The 11,371-nt window shown below is 62.5% G+C and carries 13 protein-coding genes and 1 pseudogene; 11 read left to right on the forward strand and 3 right to left on the reverse strand.

Annotated features, from left to right (window positions below):
• The 3 genes and pseudogenes from DBR18_RS29320 to DBR18_RS16190 form a co-directional block, all read left to right on the forward strand.
• Positions 1–166, forward strand: a pseudogene (locus tag DBR18_RS29320) (alkanesulfonate monooxygenase); the annotation flags it as partial.
• A gap of 123 nt (positions 167–289) precedes the next feature.
• The gene (locus DBR18_RS16185; RefSeq protein ID WP_108591071.1) at positions 290–1,477 is read left to right on the forward strand and encodes an acyl-CoA dehydrogenase family protein; all 1,188 of its coding nucleotides are present in this window, start codon (positions 290–292) and stop codon (positions 1,475–1,477) included.
• 25 nt (positions 1,478–1,502) lie between these two features.
• Positions 1,503–2,606: a sigma-54-dependent Fis family transcriptional regulator gene (locus DBR18_RS16190; protein WP_108591072.1), complete on the forward strand. Its 1,104-nt coding sequence runs from the start codon at positions 1,503–1,505 to the stop codon at positions 2,604–2,606.
• Here DBR18_RS16190 and DBR18_RS16195 read toward each other — a convergent pair.
• A complete protein-coding gene (locus tag DBR18_RS16195) occupies positions 2,603–2,968 on the reverse strand; it encodes an antibiotic biosynthesis monooxygenase (RefSeq protein ID WP_108591073.1) in 366 nt (121 codons plus the stop codon). The genes DBR18_RS16190 and DBR18_RS16195 overlap by 4 nt on opposite strands.
• Positions 2,969–3,063: 95 nt before the next feature.
• Here DBR18_RS16195 and soxR point away from each other — a divergent pair, with 95 nt between their 5' ends.
• The 4 genes from soxR to DBR18_RS16215 all read left to right on the forward strand — a co-directional run bounded on the left by soxR (position 3,064) and on the right by DBR18_RS16215 (position 6,164).
• Entirely contained in the window at positions 3,064–3,513 is a 450-nt protein-coding gene (soxR, locus tag DBR18_RS16200; protein WP_108591074.1) for a redox-sensitive transcriptional activator SoxR, read from the forward strand.
• 103 nt (positions 3,514–3,616) lie between these two features.
• Positions 3,617–4,075 carry a VOC family protein gene (locus DBR18_RS16205; protein WP_108591075.1) on the forward strand — a complete coding sequence of 153 codons (459 nt, stop codon included), beginning with the start codon at positions 3,617–3,619 and terminating at the stop codon, positions 4,073–4,075.
• Between the two features lie 239 nt (positions 4,076–4,314).
• Positions 4,315–5,190, forward strand: coding sequence for an alpha/beta fold hydrolase (locus tag DBR18_RS16210; RefSeq protein ID WP_108591076.1), 876 nt, complete (start codon positions 4,315–4,317; stop codon positions 5,188–5,190).
• 23 nt (positions 5,191–5,213) lie between these two features.
• Positions 5,214–6,164 carry a LysR substrate-binding domain-containing protein gene (locus DBR18_RS16215; protein WP_108591077.1) on the forward strand — a complete coding sequence of 317 codons (951 nt, stop codon included), beginning with the start codon at positions 5,214–5,216 and terminating at the stop codon, positions 6,162–6,164.
• Between the two features lie 123 nt (positions 6,165–6,287).
• On the opposite strand, the gene leuD is transcribed toward DBR18_RS16215, so the two are convergent.
• Positions 6,288–6,902: a 3-isopropylmalate dehydratase small subunit gene (gene leuD / locus DBR18_RS16220; RefSeq protein WP_108591078.1), complete on the reverse strand. Its 615-nt coding sequence runs from the start codon at positions 6,900–6,902 to the stop codon at positions 6,288–6,290.
• Entirely contained in the window at positions 6,899–8,317 is a 1,419-nt protein-coding gene (gene leuC / locus DBR18_RS16225; RefSeq protein WP_108591079.1) for a 3-isopropylmalate dehydratase large subunit, read from the reverse strand. The genes leuD and leuC overlap by 4 nt, the downstream gene beginning before the upstream one ends.
• A gap of 407 nt (positions 8,318–8,724) precedes the next feature.
• On the opposite strand from leuC, the gene DBR18_RS16230 reads away from it, so the two are divergent.
• From DBR18_RS16230 to DBR18_RS16245, 4 genes are read left to right on the forward strand one after another with little or no spacing between them, the layout of a single operon-like run.
• Positions 8,725–9,921, forward strand: coding sequence for a PepSY domain-containing protein (locus DBR18_RS16230; RefSeq protein ID WP_108591080.1), 1,197 nt, complete (start codon positions 8,725–8,727; stop codon positions 9,919–9,921).
• Positions 9,918–10,460 carry a thiamine pyrophosphate-binding protein gene (locus tag DBR18_RS16235; RefSeq protein WP_108591081.1) on the forward strand — a complete coding sequence of 181 codons (543 nt, stop codon included), beginning with the start codon at positions 9,918–9,920 and terminating at the stop codon, positions 10,458–10,460. The genes DBR18_RS16230 and DBR18_RS16235 overlap by 4 nt, the downstream gene beginning before the upstream one ends.
• Entirely contained in the window at positions 10,457–10,798 is a 342-nt protein-coding gene (locus DBR18_RS16240) for a hypothetical protein (RefSeq protein ID WP_108591082.1), read from the forward strand. Before DBR18_RS16235 ends, DBR18_RS16240 begins: the two co-directional genes overlap by 4 nt.
• Positions 10,795–11,370, forward strand: coding sequence for a DUF6162 family protein (locus tag DBR18_RS16245; protein WP_108591083.1), 576 nt, complete (start codon positions 10,795–10,797; stop codon positions 11,368–11,370). The genes DBR18_RS16240 and DBR18_RS16245 overlap by 4 nt, the downstream gene beginning before the upstream one ends.
• Position 11,371: the final 1 nt, after the last annotated feature.

Consider the following 11,371-nt stretch of genomic DNA (forward strand, 5'->3'; position numbering starts at 1 on the left):
CTCCGGCTATCCGCACCTGGAAGAGGCCTACCGCTTTGCCGAACTGGTGTTCCCGTTGCTGCCCGAGCCGTACGCAAGCCTGGCCGGACGCGGCGTGACCAACCTCACCGGGCCGTTTGGCGAAATGATTGCCAACGATGTGTTGCCCACCCAGGCAAAGGCCTAAAACGTCCACTGTAGGAGCTGCCGCAGGCTGCGATCTGTTGATCTTGCTTGTAAAAAATCAAATCAAAAGATCGCAGCCTGCGGCAGCTCCTACACGGAAGTTGTAGAACATAGGAGTTTTGGTGTGACCGCCAAACCACAAAGCACCCTGCTCTCCCCCCTGCAGACCGCCCGTCAACTGGCCGCCGAATTCGCCCTCACCGCCGTCGAGCGTGACGAGCGCGGTGGCACGCCGAAGGCCGAGCGCGATGCCCTGCGCGACAGCGGCCTGCTGGCCCTGAGCATTCCTACCCGCTACGGCGGCCTCGGCGCGACATGGAGCGAAACCCTGCAGATCGTGCGCGAGTTCGCCAAGGTCGACAGTTCCATCGCCCACGTGTTCGGTTTTCATCACCTGATGCTCGCCACCGTGCGCCTGTTCTCGCGCCCGGAACAATGGCAGCCGTGGTTCGAACAGACCGCACGGCAGAACTGGTTCTGGGGCAACGCCCTCAACCCGCTCGACACCCGCACCGTGGTCAAGGACTTCGGTGGCTGGCGCGAATTCTCCGGGAAGAAAAGTTTCTGCTCCGGCGCCAGCGATTCGCAGATGCTGATCGCCTCGGCGGTGGACGAAAGCGCCGGCGGCAAGTTGCTGATCGCGGCGATTCCCAGCGGGCGCAGCGGCATCACTCTGCACGATGACTGGAACAACATCGGCCAGCGCCAGACCGACAGTGGCAGCGCCACCTTCGAACGGGTGCGGGTCGAAGAATCCGAGCTGCTGCTCGATCCCGGCCCGTTGAGCACACCGTTCGCCTGCCTGCGTCCGCTGATCGCGCAACTGACCTTCACTCACATGTTCCTCGGCATCGCCGAAGGTGCCTTCGACGAAGCCCGGCAATACACCCTGAGCGAAACCCGGCTGTGGCACAGATCCGTGGCCCGTGATGTGCGCGAAGACCCGTACGTGCTCGCGCATTACGGCGAGTTCTGGGTCGCGCTGGAAGGCATTCGCCTGCTGGTCGAACGGGCCGCCGCGCTGCTCGACGAGGCCTGGGCCAAAGGCCCGAACCTGAGCGCAGAAGAGCGTGGGCACCTGGCCACGGCGATTGCCACCGCCAAGGTCGCCGCCAGTCGTCAGGGGCTGGAGATCTGCAGCCGTTTGTTCGAAGTCACCGGCGCGCGTTCGACCCACGCCTCGCTGCGCCTCGACCGGCACTGGCGCAACCTGCGCACCCAGACCCTGCACGACCCGCTCGATTACAAACTCCACGAGCTGGGCGACTGGGCACTGAACCAGGCGCTGCCGGTGCCGACGTTCTATTCCTGACCTTGCCTTCAATGGAGCGAGCCCCATGCAACTGCTGACCCTTCCGCCCTCACCCGCCCTGGCGACGTCGATCCGCGCCACCGCGCAGGTCTTCGAAGATCCGAAATCCCAGGCCCTGCTCGCCCATCTGCAACAGGTCGCGCCGAGCGAAGCCAGCGTGCTGATCATCGGCGAGACCGGCACCGGCAAGGAACTGGTGGCGCGGCACATCCACAACCTGAGCAATCGCCGGCATCGGCCGTTTGTCGCAGTCAACTGCGGCGCCTTCTCCGAATCGCTGGTGGAAGCCGAACTGTTCGGCCACGAAAAAGGTGCCTTCACCGGCGCCCTGAGTGCCAAGGCCGGCTGGTTCGAAGAGGCGGATGGAGGCACCTTGTTCCTCGACGAAATCGGCGATTTGCCGATGGCGATTCAGGTCAAGTTGCTGCGGGTGCTGCAGGAGCGCGAAGTGGTGCGCCTTGGCTCGCGCAAGAGCGTTCCCATCGATGTGCGGGTGCTGGCGGCGACCAACGTGCAACTGGAAAAGGCGATCAATGCCGGCAACTTTCGCGAAGACCTGTTCTACCGGTTGAACGTGGTCAACCTGGAACTCAGCCCGTTGCGCGAACGGCCCGGCGATATCCTGCCGCTGACCCGGCATTTCATCGAGGCCTACAGCCAGCGCCTGGGTTACGGACGCGTCAGCATCAGCCCCGGTGCCGAGCACAAGCTGCGCAGCTACAGTTGGCCGGGCAACATCCGCGAACTGGAAAACGTCATCCATCACACCTTGCTGATCTGCCGAAACGGCGTGATCGAGCGTGATGATTTGCGTCTGTCGAACCTGCGCATCGAGCGCCCGGACGATCAGCAGTCGAGCGCCGACGATTCACCGGAAGCACTGCTGGAGCGGGCCTTTCAAAAGCTCTTTGAGCAGCAGGCCGGCGCCCTTCACGAAAAGGTCGAAGACGCCCTGCTGCGCGCCGCCTACCGCTTCTGCCATTACAACCAGGTACACACGGCGGCCCTGCTCGGGCTGAGCCGCAATGTCACCCGCACGCGGCTGATCAAGATCGGCGAACTGGCGGTGAACAAGCGGCGACTCACGGAGAACCTGCAAGGCGAACGGCTGATCCAGCTGTCGATCTAGCCCAGCAGATTGCAGTGCAGCGCATCGTCATGACTGCGGGCGATGCTGCTCAGCACCTGGAACGAATTGAACGTCACGGTTTTCGCCTGGTGGGCGCGGATCAGTTGCCAGAAATCCTGCTCGCCGCTTTCAAAACGGCTGAACGCCGCCTCCCCGGCCTCGCGGGTCTGCCATTGCAGCAGGCTCAGCACCCGCCGACCGTCGTCGCTGACCTGGACGCTGGCGCAGACGAAGCCTGCGTAGCGTTGCGCCAGATGCTCGGTCTGTTGCGCCAGCGCCGTCACCAGCGCCGGCTGCTGGCGCGGTTCGATCTCGAATTCGATCAATTGGGTAAAGCTGCGATTTTTCGTCGAGGTTTGCATGAGAAGTCCCCACTCATCGTAAGCCGAGTCTTGCGACTCGAAGGCCTGCAGGGTAAAACCTCTAGTTAAGTCAAGGTCAAGAGTCCTTTTGCAAAATGATCACCCCGGAAAACCTGCACAAACAGCTCACCGTCGGCGAAGTCGCTGCGCGCAGCGGAGTGGCGGTCACCGCCCTGCACTTTTATGAAACCAAGGGTTTGATCAAGAGCCAGCGCAATGCCGGCAATCAGCGCCGCTATCCACGGGAAGTGTTGCGTCGGGTGGCGCTGATCAAGGTTGCGCAACGCTTGGGCATTCCGCTGGCGGAGATTGGCGACGCGCTGAAGAAACTTCCGGACGATCGCGCGCCGACAGCGGCGGACTGGAAAGTCCTGTCCGAGCAGTGGCGGCGGGAGCTGGACGAACGAATCAACCAATTGACACTGTTGCGCGACCGGCTCACCGGTTGCATCGGCTGCGGCTGTCTGTCGATGGAAGCCTGCCCGTTGCGCAATCAGGGTGACGTGCTCGGCGAACAAGGACCGGGGGCGCATTTTCTCGGCTGACTGCTCGTCGGGGAAAATTCCTGGCCGCGCAGACAGTTCTATAGTCAATCTTCCACAAATCCTGTGGGGCCACACCTCGCAAAACAAAAACAGGGAGAACGTCATGAGCGTCAAACCCATTCCCGAGGGGTATCACAGCATTACCCCGTACCTCGGCATCCTCAAGGCCGCCGAGGCCATCGAGTTCTACAAAAAAGCCTTTGGCGCCACGCAGGTCATGCGCCTGGACATGCCCGACGGGCGCGTCGGCCACGCCGAACTGCGCATTGGCGACAGCGCGATCATGCTCGGCACGCCGTGCGACCAAGGACCATTGAGTGGTCCGGACAATGCCGTGGCGGTCGGTTTGCATCTGTACGTCACCGATGTCGACAAGTCCTTCCAACGGGCGCTGGATGCAGGGGCGACTTCGGTGTCGGAGGTCAAGGATCAGTTTTACGGTGATCGCAGCGGGACACTGAAGGACCCGTATGGGCATGTGTGGTTTCTGGCTACGCGCAAGGAAGATCTGACGGAAGAGCAGATCAAGCAGCGGGCGATGGAGATGTTCAGCCAAGGTTGAGATCTTCAGGGTTTGGGCTGGCCTCTTCGCGGGCAAGCCCGCTCCCACAGGGATCTTTGGTGTTTACACGATGGGTGTCACACAGAAAAACACTGTGGGAGCGGGCTTGCCCGCGAAGGGGCCAGCCCTGACGACACACATCACACTTCATGAACCACCACACCACGCTTCACCCCTTGCCCGGCATGCCAGAGACTTTCAGGATGCCCCCTACAAGCACCTGAACAAGGATCAGCCCGATGTTTGCCGGATTCGTCAAAGACCAGCGCCACGTCAACGGCGTCGACATCACCTATTGCCTCGGCGGCAGCGGCCCGGGCCTGTTGCTCTTGCACGGGCACCCGCAGACCCACGTGATCTGGCACAAAATCGCCGAGCAACTGGCCGAGCACTTCACCGTGGTCGCCGCCGACTTGCGCGGGTATGGCGACAGCGCCCGCCCCGCCGCCGATGAGCAGCACCGCAGCTATTCAAAACGTGAAATGGCCAGGGACAACGTCGAGTTGATGCAGTCGCTGGGCTTTGCGCAGTTTTCGATTCTGGCCCACGACCGTGGCGCCCGGGTCGCCCATCGCCTGGCCCTCGACCATCCATCTGCCGTACAGCGGATGATGCTGCTGGACATCGCGCCGACCCTGGCGATGTACACCCAGACCAACGAAGCCTTCGCCCGTGCCTATTGGCACTGGTTTTTCCTGATCCGCCCGGCGCCGTTACCGGAAACCCTGATCGAAGCCGATCCGCAAGCCTACCTGCGCAGCGTAATGGGCAGCCGCAGCGCCGGACTTGCGCCGTTCACCGAGCCTGCGTTCAGCGAATACCTGCGCTGCCTGCAACGTCCCGGCAGTGCCCGGGGCATTTGCGAGGATTACCGCGCCAGCGCAAGTATCGATCTGGAACATGACCGCGCCGACATCGCTGCCGGCAATCATCTTGACCTGCCACTGCGGGTGTTGTGGGGCGCCGAAGGCGCGGTCGGCCGTTGCTTCGATCCGCTCAAGGAATGGCAGCACGTGGCAACCGACGTCAGCGGCAAGGCGCTGCCGGCCGGGCATTATCTGGCCGAAGAAGTGCCTGAGTTGCTGCTCGCCGAAGCCCTGGATTTCCTGCGCTGAATCGAGCGTTCTCCGCCGATGCTATGCTGGCGGCTTGTGCCGCCAGTTCCCGTTCCCACATGTCCCAGAACCAAGACCCCGTGCCCCTGCCCGAAGACCTGCGCGTGCTGCTGACCGTGATCCGCAAGCACGGTTTCGCCGCCGCTGCCGATGAGCTGGGCCTGTCCCCGGCTTACGTCAGCAAACGCATCCAGATTCTCGAATCGACCCTCGGCACCCGCCTGTTGCACCGCACCAGTCGTCGCGTGTCACTGACCGAGGACGGCGAGCGGGTGCAGCGCTGGGCCTTGCGTATTCTCGATGACTTCCAGCAACTGCGCGACGACCTCGCCGACGCCCACGACAGCCCGCGCGGGCGCTTGCACATCTGCAGCAGCTTCGGTTTCGGCCGTAACCATGTGGCGCCTGCGGTTTCGCGGCTGGCCGAGCTTCACCCGCAGTTGCAGATTCGCCTGGACCTGTTCGACCGCGCGGTGGATATCGTCAACGAAGGTTTTGATCTGGAAATCCGCGTCGGCGACGACCTGCCCGGCCAGCACATCGGCCGGCAACTGGTGAGCAACCGCCGGGTGCTGTGCGCTGCGCCCGAGTACCTGCAACGCCGTGGCACACCGCAGACCCTAGAGGATCTGCAACAGCACGATTGCCTGGTGATCAAGGAGCGCGATAACGCCTTTGGCATCTGGAATCTGGATCGCGACGGTACGCCGGAAAGCGTGCGGGTCAGTGGGCCGTTATCGTCCAACAACGGCGAGATCGTCCTGCAATGGGCGCTCGACGGACGCGGCGTGTTGCTGCGTTCGTTGTGGGATGTGAAACCGTTGCTGGAACAGGGCCGCCTGGTGCCGGTGCTGGCCGGTTACAGCCAGAGCGCCAATGTCTGGGCGGTGTACCCGACGCGACTGGCCAACTCCGGCAAGCTGCGGGCGTGTGTGGAGTTTTTGCAGGGGCATTTCAAGGATCTTTCTCTGTAACCCAAACACCACAAAACCTTGTGGGAGCTGGCTTGCCAGCGAAGGCGTCAGCCCAGCCGATATAAATGCTGGATGTGCTGGCCTCATCGCTGGCAAGCCAGCTCCCACAGGGTCAAAGGTGTGTCAGGTCAGCCATGGGTTGGCCGCCAGGTGTTCGCGCTCGAATGCCTCGATCTGCTCACGCCGTTGCAAGGTACTGCCAATCGCATCCAGCCCCAGCAACAGCGATGTCTTGCGCAAACCATCAATCTGGAAATCGATGACTTCACCGTCCGCCAGACGGATCTGCTGCGCCTCTAGATCAACATTGATCCGTGCCGTTTCAGGCTGACTCACCAACCGGCCAATGCGCTGCACCTGCGCCTCGTCCAGGGTAATCAGCAACACCCCGTTGCGCTGGCAGTTGTCGTAGAAGATCCCGGCAAAGCTGCTGCCGATCAGCGCGCGAATGCCCAACTGCTGCAATCCCCACACCGCGTGTTCACGGCTGGAACCACAGCCGAAATTCGCCCCGACCACCAGAAAGCTCGCGCCCTGCCAGGTGGGTTGGTTCAACACGAACTCAGGGTTGAGCGTGCCGTCGGCGAGAAAACGCAGATCGAAAAACACGCCACGATCCAGGCCCTGGCGATCGATGCCCTTGAGAAACTGCTTGGGCATGATCACATCGGTGTCGACGTTGGCCGCCAGCAGCGGCGCGGCCTGGCCGCTGACGTGCGTGAAAGGTTGCAGGCTCATGGGCGTTCTCCAAAGTGGCGGATGTCGGTCAGGTGGCCGCTGATGGCGGCGGCGGCCACCATCGCCGGACTCATCAGGTGCGTGCGCGCTCCGGCGCCCTGCCGGCCTTCGAAATTGCGGTTGGTGCTGGAAGCGCAGCGGTCGCCTGGCGCGAGTACGTCATCGTTCATCGCCAGGCACATCGAGCAGCCCGACTGGCGCCATTCAAAACCGGCATCGATGAAGATCTGCGCCAGTCCTTCGGCCTCGGCCTGAGCGCGCACTTCGCTGGAGCCGGGCACGATCATCGCCCGCACATGCCCGGCCACCTGCCGTCCCCGCACCACGCTGGCGGCGTCACGCAGATCCTCGATCCGCGCGTTGGTGCAGGAGCCGATAAAGGCATGACTGATAACGATATCGCGCAGTGCCATGCCCGCCTCCAGCCCCATGTATTGAAGGGCGCGACGCATGTCCTGACGCAGGATCGGATCGTCGATGCTCTGCGGGTCAGGCACGTGTGCGCCAATGGCAGCCGCCTGATCCGGGCTGGTGCCCCAGGTGACCATCGGCTCCAGCAGGCTGGCGTCCAGGTGTACTTCGCGGTCGAACTCGGCGTCGGGATCGCTGCGCAATTCACGCCACTTTGTCACGCCGCGCTCCCACAACTCGCCTTGTGGCGCCCGGGGTTTGCCCTTGAGATAGGCAAAGACTTTTTCGTCCGGCGCCATGAACGCACCGCGTGCGCCGGCCTCTACGGCCATGTTGCAAATGGTCATGCGCGCTTCGACGCTCAGCGCATCGATGGTCGAACCGCAGAACTCGATGGCGTAACCGCTGGCGCCGGAGGCACCGATCTGGCCGATCAGCGCCATGATCACATCCTTTGAAGTCAGCCCCGGGCCCAGTTCGCCCTCAACCGTCACGCGCATGCTTTTCAGGCGTTTATAGACCAGGGTCTGCGAGGCCAGCAGATGCTCGATTTCCGAGGTGCCAATGCCAAACCCGAACGCCCCCAGCGCACCGTAAGTGGTGGTGTGGCTGTCACCGGCGGCGATGACCATGCCCGGCAGAATGAAGCCCTGCTCCGGGGCGATCACATGCTCGATGCCCTGACGCTTGTCGAGGATGTCCAGCAGTTCGATGCCAAAGTCCCGGCAATTTTCCGCCAGATACGACACCTGCCGCGCACCGCCCGCGTCGGGCATTGCCGCCACGCGCAGCGGCGTGGTCGGGTTGACGTGATCGACCACCGCCAACGCCGTACCCGGCCGCCAGACCTTGCGCCCGGCGGCGCGCAAACCGCTGAACGCCTGAGGGCTGGTGTATTCGTTGATCACCTGGCGGTCGATATACAGCAGCACGTGGCCCTGATCGTCGAGGCGGCACACGGTGTGTGAGTCGATGTGTTTGTCGTAGAGGGTTCTGGGGCTCATCAGGGCGCTCGTTCGGGGAATCCAGTGATTTCCATCATAAGGAGCGCGAACCGGCCATCAATTGCCTGACAGTGAGTGCCACGTTCATGAATCGTGTTTGATCTGACGAACCGCAAAATCCTGTAGGAGCTGTCGAGTGCAACGAGGCTGCGATCTTTTGATCTGTTGTTTAAAGATCAAGATCAAAAGATCGCAGCGTGCCGCAGCTCCTACAGGGGGATCTCGCTGCTCCCTGCGAAGTGCGAAACATTTGCTTTCATATCGTCTTTCGGGATTTGTCCGGCTCATCCGTCCTATAGAGATGCAGGCCGTTCGCGTAGGCAACAGCCACGACCGCGCCTTTTACGGAGAACCATGCTGCGAAGCCCGTAGCAGAGGCTCCACTCACCGAATCAAGACGCGCAATCATGTCAAAGAAATCCCGCTCGAAACTGTGGTTCCTGGTGCATAGCTGGCTCGCGCTGCCGATCTGGTTTTTTGTCCTGATCGTCTGCGTCACCGGTACGCTGGCGGTGATCAGCCAGGAAATCGTCTGGCTGGCCAACCCGCAGATGCGTGCGAGCCAGCCGTCGGACGACGCGCCGCTACTCAGTTACGATCAGGTACTGGCGGCGATCAAACAGGCCGAGCCGCAGACCCTGGTACAAAGCATCAGCCGTCCCGACGAGTCGCACTTCGCCCTCGATGTCGAAGTGAGCTACCCGGACGGTCGTTCGCTCACGGTCTATGTCAATCCGTACACCGGGGTCATTCAGGGCACCGCCCCCAGCTTCGACTTCAAGGCGTTCACTCGCGCCCTGCACGGTTGGTGGCTGGTGCCGTTCACCAACGGTTTCAGTTGGGGCTGGTATCTGGTGTCGTTCCTTGGAGTGCCGATGCTGGTGTCGCTGATCACCGGGTTGGTGGTCTACAAAAAATTCTGGAAAGGCTTTCTGCGCCCGACCCTGCGCATACGCCACGGCGCGCGGATCTTCTGGGGCGACTTTCACCGGCTGTGCGGCATCTGGTCGATCTGGTTCATCGCGGTGATCTCCATCACCGGCATCTGGTTCCTGATCCGCGCGATCCTGTTCGACAACCAGATCTCCATTTCCAGCGAGCCGATCATTCCTGCCGTGTCCCGGGAAAGCGTGCCGATATCGGCCGCCGGCACACCGCCGCCGCGCATCAGCCTGGACCGCGCCGTCGAGATCGCCCAGCAGAAGATTCCGGGGCTGGAAGCCAGTTTCGTCAGCCTTCCGGGCAACGCCTACAGCCACATGAGCGTCGGCGGTCGCGGCTGGTATCCGCTGATGTTCCAGACCGCAACGCTCAATCCTTACAACGGCGACATGGCCGCTTCTCGCCTGCTGTCCGATCGCTCCTCGCTGGAGTTTGTCACCGAGTCGATGCGACCGCTGCACACGGGTGATTTCGGTGGAATCTGGATCAAGCTGATCTGGTTCTTCTTCGGCCTGCTGCTGAGCATGATGGTACTCAGCGGTTTGCTGATCTGGACCAAGCGCACCGCGCTGGCAACCGCCAATGCGCTGAAGCGCGAAGAAAAGAAGAACCGCAAGGCACAACCGGCCCGTACCCGTGTGCCTTCGGAGGTGAGCCTGTGAGCAAGTCCAGCACGATCACACCGCCCTCCCGACTGGCCCGTTACTGGCACCAATGGCGCTTTCACCTCAATGTCCTGCTCCTGCTGATTCCGTTGGGCTTCATGCCCAAGTATTTTGCCGATGCATCGCTGTTTCGCGGCGACAGCGGTTTGGGTCAACGGGAGATTGGCAACATCCAGGTCGGCCCGTGGAGCCTGCGACTGGCCGAATTGCGCAACGAAGCGCCGACTCTCACCGGGCCGGCCGGCTATATGAAGGATTTCAGCGCCGCCCTGTGTGATGCCTGTATCGATCAGGTCAAGGCTACCTACCTGCGCATCGGCAAGCCGCGCAGCCTGCGCGCCGCTGGAACCATCTTCTTCGGTACGCCGTACCGCATGGGCACACAAATGCCGATTCCGGAAAAGACCCGTTCTGACGCCGAACTGTGGATCACCATGGAAGGCTGGGACGGCAGCCTGCATCAGGCCTCGATTCCCCTGAGCCAGGCCTCCCCCGCGACCATCGCCTGGCTGAACAAACAAGGAGCCAAACCATGAACCGCGTTCAACGCCCTTCCTGCCTGCGGTTGCGCGCCGCGTTGCTGATGCTGTGCGCAGGTTTCAGCGCCGGCGCCCTGGCCCATAACCCGATGTGCGAATGCAAGGCCGTCGGCGATGACCAGATCAGATGCACCGGCGGCTTCTCCGACGGCAGCGGCGCACCGGGAGTAACGCTGGACGTGATCGGTTATGACGAAACCATTCTGGTGCCGGGCAAGCTCGGCGCCGACTCGACGCTGACCTTCAAGAGGCCCGCTGCCGAATTCTATGTACTGTTCGACGCCGGTCCCGGTCACGTCGTGGAAATCGACCAAGCGGACATCGAGGCCCCATGAGCACACCTACCACGCAAGTCGTACGCCCGGCCGGTGCCGGTCATGAAACCCTCAATGTCCTGCTGTTATGCCTGCTGATCCTCGCCGTTGCCGCCTCAGTGGTGGCATGGCGTGGGGTTGCCCATGAGCCGGAGCCAGTCGCCAGCCATCAACTTGATGCGCGGCGCGACCTCAGCGCCGCCGAGCAAGGCATCTACGCCGATCTGCGGGTGACCCTCGACGAAATCCGCCTGCTGCGTGAAGAACAGCAAAGCCTGCCGGCCCCGCAAACGCTGGCCGATGAAGGTTTCGCTCCGTTCGCCCAGGACGCCAGCTCGATCAGCCGTGGCGGGCATGCCTGGCAGCTGCTGGCGGACAGCGCCTATTTCGGCCACAGCCAGTCGCCCGCCGTCGCCGGATCGTTCGTGATGTTGTTGAGTGCAGACGCCAATGCCGCGCCGGACATCTGGCTCAACCGCAACGCCGATCCGAAGACGCCTGCCGAACTGACCGACGCTGCGCTATCGGCCGCTGGCTGGAAACAGATCGTCGCGCAGTTCGATGCCGGGGTGACCCGCGAGCATCGCCACTGAA

The sequence above is a fragment of the Pseudomonas sp. HMWF021 genome (genome assembly GCF_003061005.1).
In the GTDB taxonomy this organism is placed as follows: Bacteria; Pseudomonadota; Gammaproteobacteria; order Pseudomonadales; family Pseudomonadaceae; genus Aquipseudomonas.

What these genes read in the sequence shown, in the direction of transcription:
- DBR18_RS16230 (WP_108591080.1), top strand. Translation starts at nt 8,725, where the DNA reads ATGTCAAAGAAATCCCGCTCGAAACTGTGGTTCCTGGTGCATAGCTGG.
- leuC (WP_108591079.1), bottom strand. Translation starts at nt 8,317, where the DNA reads ATGAGCCCCAGAACCCTCTACGACAAACACATCGACTCACACACCGTG.
- DBR18_RS16215 (WP_108591077.1), top strand. Translation starts at nt 5,214, where the DNA reads ATGCTGGCGGCTTGTGCCGCCAGTTCCCGTTCCCACATGTCCCAGAAC.
- DBR18_RS16195 (WP_108591073.1), bottom strand. Translation starts at nt 2,968, where the DNA reads ATGCAAACCTCGACGAAAAATCGCAGCTTTACCCAATTGATCGAATTC.
- DBR18_RS16190 (WP_108591072.1), top strand. Translation starts at nt 1,503, where the DNA reads ATGCAACTGCTGACCCTTCCGCCCTCACCCGCCCTGGCGACGTCGATC.
- DBR18_RS16245 (WP_108591083.1), top strand. Translation starts at nt 10,795, where the DNA reads ATGAGCACACCTACCACGCAAGTCGTACGCCCGGCCGGTGCCGGTCAT.
- DBR18_RS16210 (WP_108591076.1), top strand. Translation starts at nt 4,315, where the DNA reads ATGTTTGCCGGATTCGTCAAAGACCAGCGCCACGTCAACGGCGTCGAC.
- leuD (WP_108591078.1), bottom strand. Translation starts at nt 6,902, where the DNA reads ATGAGCCTGCAACCTTTCACGCACGTCAGCGGCCAGGCCGCGCCGCTG.
- DBR18_RS16240 (WP_108591082.1), top strand. Translation starts at nt 10,457, where the DNA reads ATGAACCGCGTTCAACGCCCTTCCTGCCTGCGGTTGCGCGCCGCGTTG.
- DBR18_RS16205 (WP_108591075.1), top strand. Translation starts at nt 3,617, where the DNA reads ATGAGCGTCAAACCCATTCCCGAGGGGTATCACAGCATTACCCCGTAC.
- soxR (WP_108591074.1), top strand. Translation starts at nt 3,064, where the DNA reads ATGATCACCCCGGAAAACCTGCACAAACAGCTCACCGTCGGCGAAGTC.